9 protein-coding genes and 1 pseudogene are annotated in these 11,125 nt (G+C 56.6%); 5 read left to right on the top strand and 5 right to left on the bottom strand.

Going from position 1 to position 11,125, the window contains the following annotated elements; all coding sequences use genetic code 11:
* Nucleotides 1-132 precede the first annotated feature (132 nt).
* Complete coding sequence (locus HRQ60_RS17460; protein WP_172198019.1) at nt 133-411, bottom strand: hypothetical protein; 279 nt, start codon at nt 409-411, stop codon at nt 133-135.
* A gap of 85 nt (nt 412-496) precedes the next feature.
* Nucleotides 497-724, bottom strand: a complete 228-nt coding sequence (locus HRQ60_RS17455; RefSeq protein WP_216667663.1) for a CsbD family protein — start codon at nt 722-724, stop codon at nt 497-499.
* 355 nt (nt 725-1,079) lie between these two features.
* On the opposite strand from HRQ60_RS17455, the gene HRQ60_RS17450 reads away from it, so the two are divergent.
* The 5 genes and pseudogenes from HRQ60_RS17450 (at nt 1,080) to HRQ60_RS17430 (ending at nt 6,289) form a co-directional block, all read left to right on the top strand.
* Complete coding sequence (locus tag HRQ60_RS17450; RefSeq protein ID WP_172198016.1) at nt 1,080-2,009, top strand: FMN-binding protein; 930 nt, start codon at nt 1,080-1,082, stop codon at nt 2,007-2,009.
* Between the two features lie 139 nt (nt 2,010-2,148).
* Nucleotides 2,149-4,024: pseudogene (locus tag HRQ60_RS17445) on the top strand (FAD-dependent oxidoreductase).
* A gap of 178 nt (nt 4,025-4,202) precedes the next feature.
* On the top strand, nt 4,203-4,634 hold the full coding sequence (locus HRQ60_RS17440; protein ID WP_172198013.1) for a hypothetical protein: 432 nt from the start codon (nt 4,203-4,205) through the stop codon (nt 4,632-4,634).
* Between the two features lies 1 nt (nt 4,635).
* A complete protein-coding gene (locus tag HRQ60_RS17435) occupies nt 4,636-5,619 on the top strand; it encodes a polyprenyl synthetase family protein (RefSeq protein ID WP_172198010.1) in 984 nt (327 codons plus the stop codon).
* Nucleotides 5,620-5,806: 187 nt separating this feature from the next.
* Complete coding sequence (locus tag HRQ60_RS17430) at nt 5,807-6,289, top strand: heme-degrading domain-containing protein (protein WP_172198007.1); 483 nt, start codon at nt 5,807-5,809, stop codon at nt 6,287-6,289.
* Nucleotides 6,290-6,711: 422 nt separating this feature from the next.
* Here the strand turns inward: HRQ60_RS17430 and HRQ60_RS17425 are convergent, their stop codons facing one another.
* The 3 genes from HRQ60_RS17425 to HRQ60_RS17415 are packed head-to-tail and all read right to left on the bottom strand — an operon-like array spanning nt 6,712 to nt 11,104.
* Entirely contained in the window at nt 6,712-7,584 is an 873-nt protein-coding gene (locus HRQ60_RS17425) for a 4-hydroxybenzoate octaprenyltransferase (protein ID WP_172198004.1), read from the bottom strand.
* Nucleotides 7,584-8,975: an aspartate aminotransferase family protein gene (locus tag HRQ60_RS17420; RefSeq protein ID WP_246281383.1), complete on the bottom strand. Its 1,392-nt coding sequence runs from the start codon at nt 8,973-8,975 to the stop codon at nt 7,584-7,586. Before HRQ60_RS17420 ends, HRQ60_RS17425 begins: the two co-directional genes overlap by 1 nt.
* Before the next feature lie 5 nt (nt 8,976-8,980).
* Nucleotides 8,981-11,104: a peptidase U32 family protein gene (locus HRQ60_RS17415; protein ID WP_172198001.1), complete on the bottom strand. Its 2,124-nt coding sequence runs from the start codon at nt 11,102-11,104 to the stop codon at nt 8,981-8,983.
* Nucleotides 11,105-11,125: the final 21 nt, after the last annotated feature.

Below are 11,125 nucleotides of genomic sequence, written 5' to 3'. Positions count from 1 at the left end.
TGCTGTTTAGTTGTGAATAATTGTTTAGACATTGGTTTCGACCACCGCTCATTTTTTTCTTTATTGTACACAAAAAGTCCCTACAAGATGACTTTTTTCAAAGTGTCCATCTTGTAGGGTACAGTTTAACCATCAGGCACGGTTAGCACTCTTTTTGCTGCCTCGCTTAGAAGGATAAAGGGACACCCGGCGCTTCCAATCGGACAAAACGACGGGAGCGGGAGCTGCAGCCTCGAATGAAGCTTCTGTGGACTCTTCCTGATCCGATTCCGCAGATAAACCTGTCGTGTCGGTCTCGGGAAGCCGGTAATAACGCAAATCGTACGAACTTACAAGATCGCCTTGAACGGTAATCACGATGCTGCCGCGCTGTTCGATGATCCTGCCGGACACGATACGAAGTTCCACCATGGCTGCGTCCCCTCTCTTCTGCTTCGGGTATGAAACGAACGGATGGGATTACGGTAGGCGGCCGAAGCCGCGCATGGACAGCGTCTTAGCGGTCGCCGCCCGCGGTCAGGGCCGAAGCCCAGGATTTATATTCCAGTTCGGCCGATTCCGCATCGTGTCCGTACCGCTCGCGAACCTTTTCGATCAAACGGTCTTTTTCGCCGTCTATATAGGCCAGATCCGCTTCCGTCAGTTTGCTCCACTGCTTCTTCGCCTCGTGCTGCGTCTGGTTCCATCTGCCTTTGATTACTTTGGTTTCGATCGGATTTGTCATGAAGTCAGCTCCTAACTGGTTGGAATCCGTTTAACCTGAATTACCCCTGCGTTCTTTTTGTGAATCCGCTTCCTCTCTTCCTGATACGGATGGCCTAGTCGAGAAAAGAATCGAATTTTGACGGCTTTTACGGCGCATGAGACAAATGCCACATACTTTGTGGTTATTATCACATGAATACTTCAAATTGTATGTTATTCTTCAAATGAAAACGATAGCGGACGGAGATTAGACCTACGAAGCATCCTCTATCCGGCGGTTGTCCCAGCGGACGAAGCCCGATCTGACGCAGTCGTTTTCGGTTAAATCGCTGTACGTCCGAACGATTCTTTCAGAGACAACGGAGGGGTAGAAAATGGGTAAAAAGAACTGGTCCGTCATGATGTGCAGTGTACTGTTGATCGGCGCTTTGTCCGCATGCGGAAGCAATAACGAACAGGCCGAAACCAAGACGGAACCGGCGAAGACAGAAACGGCGGCAGCCGCGAACGACAAAGCAGCCGAGCCTGCGGCAGCCGAAACGGCTCCGGCCGAGAAAGCTTCGGAGCTCAAGGACGGCATGTATTTTGCTCAAGGCGATATGGATACGGAGTCGGGCTGGCAGCCTTACGTCATCCTTCAGGTCGAAGGCGGCAAGATTACCGACGCTACCTGGAGCGCTTCGAGCATCAATGCCGGGCCGGACAAGAAAACGTCTTCGGAAGAAGGCAAATACGGCATGAAAGCCGGCGGAGGTTCGACCGAGTGGCATGAACAGGCCGAGAAAGTCGAACAATACCTGATCGACAATCAAGATCCGGCCGCTATCACGACCAATGCGGAAGGTTACACCGATGTGGTGTCCGGCGTTCCGGTTCATGTGAATGATTTCACGGAAGTTGCGGCAGCGGCACTGGCCGCCGGTCCGGTTGAAGCCGGTCCCTACAAAGACGGTGCCTACCGCGCCGAAGCTTCGGACTTCGATCCGGAGAGCGGCTGGAAAGAAACGGCCGACGTCACCGTGGCAGCGGGCCGAATCGTAGCCGTCAACTTCAGCGGAATCAACAAAGCCGGCGAAGACAAGAAAACCAATTCCAAAGAAGGCAAGTACGGCATGAAAGCCGGCGGCGCCCAAGCGGAATGGCATGAAGAAGCGGAAAAAACCGAGCAGTACCTGATCGAAAAACAGGATCCGGCAGCCGTGGAGACCAAAGAAGACGGAACGACCGACGCGATCAGCGGGGTTACCATCCATGTCGCTTCCTATCTGAAGCTCGCGGAACAGGCACTGGCAGAAGCAAAATAAGTTGGGTTCAAGGCAGCACTGCAGACATTTCATTTCTATTTTAATCTGAAGCAACGGACGGATCGCCGCCCGCCCTGCGTAGTGATCACGCAGGCCGGCGGGCGCGCCAAGTCCGTCTATGGAAAGGTTGGTTTTCCTGATGAAAAAGATAGTCGTACTCGGCGGCGGTTATGGCGGCGTTCTGACTGCAAAGAAATTGGCAAAAAACTTCAAAAAAAAATACGGATGTACAAATCCAGCTGATCGACCGCAATCCCTACCACACCCTGCTGACCGAACTGCATGAAGTAGCGGCAAACCGGACTCCGGAAGACGCGGTCAAAATCGATCTCAAAAAGATCTTCGCAGGTCTCAAAGTCGATGTGATCCTGGACGAAATCGAAAATATCGACTTTACCGAACGTTCGCTGAAAGGCAAGCAGGCGGCTTACGCCTATGACTATCTCGTCATCGGAACGGGCTCCAAGCCGACGTTCTTCGGTATCCCGGGAGCGGAAGAAAACAGCTACACGCTCTGGTCTTACGACGATGCGGTCCGATTGAAAGACCGTTTCCGGCAGATGTTCACGGAGGCCGCCAAAGAAAGCGACCTGGCCGTTCGACGGGAGAAATTGTCCTTCGTCGTAGTCGGCGCGGGCTTCACCGGCGTCGAATTGATCGGCGAGATGGCCGAATACCGCAGTGAACTGTGCCGCGAGTTCTACATTGATCCGTCCGAGGTCCGGATGATCGTCGCCGATATGGCGCCGAAGATTCTTCCTCTGCTGCCGGACAAACTGATTGCCAAGTCGGAACGTTATCTCAAGAAGCTCGACATCGAGATCATCACCGGCAAGCAGATCACCGGAGTTTCCGAGACGGGTGTCGATCTCGGCGACCAAAAGTTGACGGCTCGCACCGTAATCTGGACAGCCGGCGTCGAAGGGGCCGAAATCCTCGACAAGCTCGATGTCCAGCAAAAAGGCCGGAAGCGGATCGAAACCAATGACAAGCTGCAAAGTCTCGATCACGAAAACGTTTATGTCGTCGGCGACAACATCTTCTTTATTCCGGAAGGCGAAGAACGTCCGGTTCCGCAGATGGTTGAGAACGCCGAACATGCCGCTCCGCTGATCGCACACAATATCACCGCCGATATCAAAGGCGGAACCAAAAAGTCCTACAAGCCGGCTTTCCACGGCATGATGGTCTCGATCGGCAGCCGTTACGGCGTCGCAAGCGTCGGCTTGCCGGGCAAATTCTTCTCGCTGACCGGATTCTTCGCGATGTTCGCCAAACATGCGATCAACGTCCTGTATCTGTTCACCGTTCTTGGCTTCAACAAAGTCTGGACTTATCTGATGCACGAAATTTTCCATGCCCATGATCGCCGCACCTTCCTGGGCGGACACTTCTCCAAGCGCTCGCCGAACTTTTGGCTCGTTCCGCTGCGCGTGTTCGTCGGCTGGATGTGGCTGCACGAAGGCTGGGACAAGCTCCAGAAAGTCATCGATGATCCGAACAATATCTTCCTGATCCCGCCCGACCCGAATGCCGATGTCGTCAGCGCCGCTTCCGAAGCGGTCGGCAACGTGGCTACGGCGGTCGATGCCCAAACGGCGGCTTCCGCGGTCGAAAATGCCGGACAAGCCGTTCAGGCGATTCCGGTTCCGGGCTTCATCTCGGATATGGTCAGCTCGATGATGGATCTGATGTTCTATTCGGGCGATGGCGGCTATACCTGGCTGGCTACCGCTTTCCAAATCGGCATGGTTGCCGCCGAAATTATCTTTGGTCTTATGCTTATCGCCGGTCTCTTCTCCGCGATCGCTTCGATCGCCACAATCGGCATGGGTCTCATGATCTGGTCTTCCGGTATGGCTCCGACCGATATGTGGTGGTACTGGTTCGCCGCATTCGCACTCATCGGCGGTTCGGGCAGCATCTTCGGTCTCGATTATTATGTCCTGCCTTGGCTCAAGAAACACTGGAAGAAAACCTGGTTTGCCAAACGTTGGTATCTCTATACAGACTGACCTACCGACTTGGCGTTACGGGCGGGGTCATGTGCAGCTTACAACGCACATGGCTCCGCTTTTTTCAACCCGACGCTTTTGCATAATCAAAGAATTTGTCTCATAATGTGGAGGAATCCGAGTGAACACGGTATATCAGCCGATTCGGTATTTTGTTAGTCCGTCAAGGGGTGCTTCAATGAACGACACAATGATCCGGGAAGCGCAGGAGCGCCTCCAGGCCGAGATCGACCCGATTACGCGAATCCGGCTCGATCCGCAGAAGGCCGGACTTCTCGAAGCGCTGGCCGTCTTCGACCGCTGCGAAGTGGAACCGCTTCGGAAGCCGGGGCTGCTGGCCGTGTACATGCTGCTGGATGCCGCGTTCTCCCGCCACTGCGGACCGTTGGAGCTGGACGATCCGGGGCTGAACCGCCGCATTTTGGACGGTGACTATCTCTACAGCCTGTACATTCAATATGCGCTCAAGTGTAAAGAAGAAGCTCTGCTGCGCGGTCTGGCTCCTTTCGTCAAAAAAGTCCAGATCTCCCGGGCGCTGGGCCGGAGCGGCAGCGTTCAGCTTGCGGCTGCTTTTGAACAGGCTTTGACCGGCCAAAAGGAGGCGAAATAAGATGGGACTTCATACCAAGCTCCGTATCGACCTTCGCCAGATTGACCGGGAAATGAAACGCATCGTCAAATACGACAAAGACGTACCGAAAGACTCCGAACTGGAACGCTCGCTTCTGAAGACGATCGAAGCCGGCGGAAAACGCCTGCGGCCTATGCTTGTCCTGGTGGGGAGCCGCTTCGGCGACCGAAAAGACGACAGCCGCATCGTACAGCTTGCGGCTGCGGCGGAATTCATTCATACCGCTTCGCTTATTCACGACGATCTGATCGACCGTTCTCCGCTTCGGCGCGGGGAACCTTCGCTTCATACGCTGATCGGCCCGGCGAATGCGCTCTACGTGGGCAACTACATGTCGGCCAGAGTCGTGGAGCTGCTGGCCCAGGTCGAAGAACCGGACGGCAGCGAACAGCAGCAGCCTTTTACCGCCGTGGCGACCGCCGAATTGTGCTTGGGTGAATACGAGCAGCTTGAACATGCCTACGACTACGATCTCGGCCTTGACGATTACCTGCTCAAATCACGCCGCAAAACAGCCCATTTGATGGCCGTGTCGCTGGAATTCGGCGCCCGGGCGGGCGGGGCTCCGGAAGAGCTGTGCCGCAGGCTTTACCGTTTCGGCGAACATCTGGGTCTCTCGTTTCAGATCCGGGACGATCTGCTCGATTTCACCGCTTCGGCCAAGCAGCTCGGCAAACCGTCCGGCAGCGATCTGCTCGGGGGACAGGTGACGCTGCCGGTCCTGTACGCTCTGGAAGATCCGCAGCTCGCTGCCGAGATTCGGACGGTCGGTCCGGACACGTCCCCGGCAGAGCTCGGGCCGCTGCTCGACAAGATCCGGGTAAGCGGTGCCCTGGAACGGGCAGAGCGATTCTGCGACGCGGAACTCGAATCCGCCCGTGAAATCGCCCGTTCGCTGAGCCTTTATGCGGCTCACGCGGACCTGCTGACATTGGCAGACGAACTGGGCGGACGGAAGTTCTAAGAAGCATATAAAGCAAGCAGGCCGGCGGGAAGCTTCCGCCGGCCTATTCGTATAAGCCGCAAAAGTGCTGCATCCGCCGATAGACAAACAACCTGGCTCCGGGAAAAGGAAATCGCCGGAGCGTGTCGAATTGATTTAATCCGACAACCAAGCATCCAAGCTTATTACAAAGGAGATATTTCCCCCTATGTCCGTTACTCCCGAAGAAAGACTGTCGCACATGCGGCGGGAAGAAGAAGAACTGCGTTTTCCGATGTTCGACGCCGAAACGGCGCTTCAACTCGGATTGACGCTGATTGACGAAGCACGCCGAACCGGCAAGCAGGTAACCGTCGATGTAACCCGCCGGGGACATCGCTTGTTCCTTCATGCCATGGAAGGGACATCGCCCGAGAATGAAGATTGGATCCGCCGCAAGAACAATACGGTAGGACGCTTCGTCAAAAGTTCCTGGCATACCGCCCTGCTGCTGCGCAGCGAAGGAAAAACGCTGGGCGCCGACTACGGCTTGAGCGACGAAGAATTCGTTCTGGCCGGAGGAGCTTTCCCGCTGATGGTGGCCGGCGAAGGATTGATCGGCACGATCACCGTATCTGGACTTCCGGATCAGGAAGACCATGACCTGGTCACATCAGGCATTCGCCGATTCCTGAACGAACTGCAGAAATAGCTGCCGCTCCGCCCGCACCGGGCCAAGCGGCAGGCTTAACTGGATACGCAGATGCAAAAAGGACGCCCGGTACAAACCGGGCGTCCTCAACGTGTCGAGAAAGTATGATTCCGAGAGAAGCAAGGAGGCGGAGGGAGAAATTCAGTGAAGGAACGATAGTGTTCGCCTTTGAAATCGGGAAAATTCCGCTAAAATCTAATCCTTTTTCCCGATTTCAACACGCGACCGGAACGAATTTCTCCCGCAGCCGACGAGCTTACTAAACGAATAGGACTTTCTCGACAGCCTGAGGACGTCCGGTACAAACCGGACGTCCTTTTTGATGTGTACGCCTTGAACTTGGATTGGGGCTTCCCCTCAAACACCCGCTTGAACCGTGCGTGTTTCCGATGAACGCAAACATCAAATTTGATTCGGACAACCTAGAGAAAATAATCCAGCAGGGTAAACAGGAGAATCAGCATACTGACTACCTGGTTCAGATTGTACGAAGCGATCTTCATCAGCCTGCGATTATGCGGCTTGACGATTCCGTGCTCCAGCATCAGCAGGAAAGCGGCCAACCCTATTCCGATCAGGTAGAACGCGCCCAGATCTCGCAGAACGAACAGAAACAGCAGCAGCCCGATCATCACCAGATGCAGAAAGCGCGAGATATACAGGGCGGGCTTGAGACCAAACGTGCTGGGGATCGAATACAATCCTTGTTTGCGGTCGAAGTCGATATCCTGCGTACCGTACAAAATATCGAACCCTCCGATCCACAGCATGACAATCGTGCCCAGTACGAACGGGGTAAATGCGAACGATCCCGTTACCGCAAACCAGGCACCGATCGGAGCCGAAGCAATCGTAAAGCCCAAGTACAGATGACTGAGCCAGGTAAAGCGTTTGGTATACGAATAGGAAGAAATCAGAAAAATGGCGGCGGGAGACAGAATCAGACACAGCATGTTCAGCATACCCGCCGCAGCGATGAAGACCGCATAGTTGACGATCACGAAGATCCAAACTTCGCGCACACTCAACTGTTTCTGCGACAGATGCCGATGTGCGGTGCGAGGATTGGCCGCATCGAATTCGCGGTCCGCTAACCGGTTGAAGGCGTTGGCCCCGTTGCGAGCGGCAATCAATGCAATCAGCGACCACAGAACAGTAGGCCACCCGGGTACGCCTCCCGCTGCCCATACGATCGAGATAATGGCAAACGGCAGCGAAAACAGCGTATGCGAAAACATAACGAGCGATCCGAAGTCGCGCGTCTTGATCAGCGCACTGCGAATGACGGCGCTCATTATGCGCGTTCCCCAGGCGATTGTTCAACGAAATCGCCTACAGCCTCTCCGCTCTCCTGCGCTCTCAGCCGCTCCTGATCGATACCGCCGATCACCGCATCCAGTTCTTCCAGCATGGATTCGATATCGGCCGTGTCGATCACAAGCGGCGGCTGGAAAGCCAGGACATTGCGCGCCACGCCATTCTTGCCGATCAGGAAGCCCCGGTCCTTCATTTCTTCCAGCACCCGGTCAACCACCGCCGCTCCGCGAACCGGGTCGTCCGCATACAGTTCCGCGCCCAGCATCAGCCCAAGGCCGCGCACTTCCGAGACGATCTCGGGGTAAAAAGTCCGCATCCGCTCCAGTCCCCGCTTCAGGGCGCGGCCAAGCCGCTCCGCGCGTTCGGGCAGGCGCTCCGCTTCGATATAATCCAGCACCGCCAAGGCAGTCGCCGCCGAGACCGGATTGCCGCCGAACGTCGAAGCCGACGGCGTGTTCAGGGAAGCCGCGACTTCTTCCGACGCGGCAAAAGCTCCGATCGGAATTCCTCCGCCAAGCGCTTTGGCCATCGTCACGATATCGGCCTGCACGCCAAGCTGCTGCGAAGCGAGCAGTTGTCCGGTCCGTCCGAACCCGGTCTGGATCTCGTCGGCAATGAGCAGTACGCCGTACGCGTCCAGCAGGGCTTTGGCCCGGGCGAGATACCCGTCCGGCATCACGATCATGCCTCCGTTCCCCTGGATCGGCTCGACGATCATCGCGGCGATCTGGTCGCCCGCTTCGCGCAGAACATCGCCAAGCGCGCTCAGCGAACGTTCCGCCGCTTCCTGCGGATCCACGCCAAACCCGTAAGGACGGGGAATAAAGTAGACTTGATCGTCCGGAAAAGGATCTCCCCGCCACATGGCCAAACCGGTGACGCTCATCGTGAGTGCCGTGCGGCCGTGCAGCGATTCGGTCAGCGAGATAAAACCTCTGCGCTTCGTATGACGCCGAGCCAGCATCAAGGCTCCTTCGTTGGCTTCGGAGCCGCTGTTGCAGAAAAAGACTTTCGGGTAGGCCGGCAGCAGTTGGGCCATGCGCTGCGCCAATCGGGCGGACGGTTCGGTCAGATAGATCGTCGTCGTATGCTGCAGTCTGCCCGTCTGCCGCACCGTCGCTTCCGTGATTGCCGGATTGCAGTGCCCGCTGGCTACAACGGATACCCCGGCAAAAAAGTCGGTATATCTTTTGCCCGCCCCGTCCGTGACATGCTGCATCGAACCAGAGACCAGTACCGGAGGATTGCGGTAGAAGTGCTGCGTGCAGGGGAAGAAATGCGCTTTGCGCAGCGCAATGACTTCTTCCGGCGTCATCGCAGAGAGGGCCGTTTTGCCGTCGATAGTTCCATTTGCTTCCTGTCCGTTCATTCCGTTCACCCTTTCGTTTCTTGAAGCACCGGCTCAAGCTCCGCCGCTCCGCTATCTTCCCGTGTCTGATTGGCCTGCTTCGCTTCTACCGGCGCCGGCAGGTCGGCCGGCGTGCTGCGGTCCGCGCGGCGGAACGCAAGCGCACCCAGGGTAAACCCGGCAAAGGCCGGCTCCAGACGTTCGGCCAACACGGCCGCTTGATCCGGTGCCTGCAGGGCCTGGCGATAGACGCCGAGCAGACGGGTCAGTTGTTCCGGCGAGTAGGTCGAACCTTCGATGCGGAAATGGGTGATCCCGGCTCCCATCAGTTCGCCTACGACCGGAAGCATGCAGATTTCTTTGGATGTCGTCAGATGGCAGCGTCCGTGTACGTCTTTGTAGACCGGGCTTTCGCCTTTGTCCGTCATGAGGACTAGCACGTCGTCGCGAACGTAACGGTTGCTTTCTTCGGCGATCGGCTCGTAAACTTCCGTATTCGCATACAGATCGTGCTCCATATACATGACGACCGGTGTACCATGCACCGTAAGTTCCATCTCGCCCCGGGTCCGTCCGAGCAGGGCGGCAAGGTCCGGCAGATTCGCTTCGATCGAAGCGGTCATACGCTCTACGCCAAGCTCCCGGTACATGCTCTCGGCCATATGATTGTACAGATTGAGCGACAGATCGCCGATCATCGGCAGTCCAAAGCGTTTGAAACGGCGCACCGCGCCCAGATTGGTCACCAGCAGACCGTCGAGTCCGGGGACGCCTCCCGCCAGCAGCGCATCGTACTGTTCAAAATGGATCTCGTCCATCATTCGGGGCGTGGCGAGGATCAGACGCGCCGAGCCTTTGATCGCGGCCAATTCGGCAATATCGCGGCGTCCGAACGGGCGATCCGGCAGCAGCACATCGCCGGACAGGAACAGTTCGTCCACGCCCGCTTCCAGCGCCGCTCTGGCCTGGGCTTTATTGTTGACCCGAACGGTCAGCTTCGGCGTACGCCGCTCCGGCGATTGTGCCGGGGCAGCGCCGGAAGTGTCGGCCGCTCCGGCGGCATTCGCTCTATCGGACATTTCCGCCGCTGTTTCCGCCGCCGTATTTTGCAGCCATTCGCGTACCGCGTTCACCGCGGATTCGCTGCTCTCGCGCTCCGCTGTCGGCGTACTGAACACTTTGCCCGTACTGTAGAATTTGCCCGTCCCTTCATAGCGCCGGTTAATATTGGACAATCCCGGAGTGCCAAACGCGTAAGCCGTCGAAAAATCACGCTTGCGGTTTCGGTGCATTTCTTCGCTGTCCACTCCGCGGTCAAAGCTGACAGGGTCGTCCAGATAGCGGTCGATCGCTTCGCCGTAGCTGTTCACGAGCGCCGAAATAAACTCTTTGTCGCGCATCCGGCCCTCGATCTTGAACGAAGTGACATGCGCGTCGATCAGCTCCGGCAGATATTCGTACATATTCATGTCTTTGGCCGCCAGCGGATAAGGGGTGCTGTAGACATAGCCGTCCTTTTTCATCCGGTAATCCCAGCGGCACGGCTTCAGGCACTTGCCCCGGTTGCTGCTCATGCCGAACAGATGCGAACTGATATAGCAGTTGGCGCCGTGCACCGAACACATATCCCCGTGTACGAAATATTCGATCTCGATTCCCGTCTGCTCCTCGATGGTCCGCGCCGTGCGAAGGTCCATTTCCCTCGATGTCACAACCCGGGTTACGCCGTATTCCTGCAGGGCGCGAACCATCTCGGCATTATGTACATTGAGCATGACGGAAGCATGTACCGGCAGGGCAAGTCTCTGCTCGCGCAGCAGCGAAGGGACGGCCAGATCCTGCACGATAATGGCATCCACACCGGAGCGATCGAGAAAAGCCAGATATTCGCCTGCTTCCGACAGGTCCGTCTCGCTCAGCATGTTGTTGACCGTGACATATGCCTTTTTGCCGAGTCCGTGCGCGATATTGACCGCTTCCGCGATATCTGCCCGGGTAAAGTTATAGCCTTTGCGCATCATCCGCATATTGAGCCCGGGGCCGCCGAAATACACCGCGTCGCAGTTTGCCCGAATCACCGTTTCAAAAATCTCGAATGTGCCGACCGGAGCCAGCAGTTCCACTTCTCTTCCCTGAAAATAACGTGCCATATCCAAATTCCCCCTTTTCCA

Source organism: Saccharibacillus qingshengii (assembly GCF_013185195.1).
Taxonomy (GTDB): domain Bacteria; phylum Bacillota; class Bacilli; order Paenibacillales; family Paenibacillaceae; genus Saccharibacillus; species Saccharibacillus qingshengii.
This window is presented reverse-complemented; position numbering and strand designations above follow the sequence as displayed.

What these genes read in the sequence shown, in the direction of transcription:
- HRQ60_RS17460 (WP_172198019.1), bottom strand. Translation starts at nt 411, where the DNA reads ATGGTGGAACTTCGTATCGTGTCCGGCAGGATCATCGAACAGCGCGGC.
- HRQ60_RS17455 (WP_216667663.1), bottom strand. Translation starts at nt 724, where the DNA reads ATGACAAATCCGATCGAAACCAAAGTAATCAAAGGCAGATGGAACCAG.
- HRQ60_RS17450 (WP_172198016.1), top strand. Translation starts at nt 1,080, where the DNA reads ATGGGTAAAAAGAACTGGTCCGTCATGATGTGCAGTGTACTGTTGATC.
- HRQ60_RS17440 (WP_172198013.1), top strand. Translation starts at nt 4,203, where the DNA reads ATGAACGACACAATGATCCGGGAAGCGCAGGAGCGCCTCCAGGCCGAG.
- HRQ60_RS17435 (WP_172198010.1), top strand. Translation starts at nt 4,636, where the DNA reads ATGGGACTTCATACCAAGCTCCGTATCGACCTTCGCCAGATTGACCGG.
- HRQ60_RS17430 (WP_172198007.1), top strand. Translation starts at nt 5,807, where the DNA reads ATGTCCGTTACTCCCGAAGAAAGACTGTCGCACATGCGGCGGGAAGAA.
- HRQ60_RS17425 (WP_172198004.1), bottom strand. Translation starts at nt 7,584, where the DNA reads ATGAGCGCCGTCATTCGCAGTGCGCTGATCAAGACGCGCGACTTCGGA.
- HRQ60_RS17420 (WP_246281383.1), bottom strand. Translation starts at nt 8,975, where the DNA reads ATGAACGGACAGGAAGCAAATGGAACTATCGACGGCAAAACGGCCCTC.
- HRQ60_RS17415 (WP_172198001.1), bottom strand. Translation starts at nt 11,104, where the DNA reads ATGGCACGTTATTTTCAGGGAAGAGAAGTGGAACTGCTGGCTCCGGTC.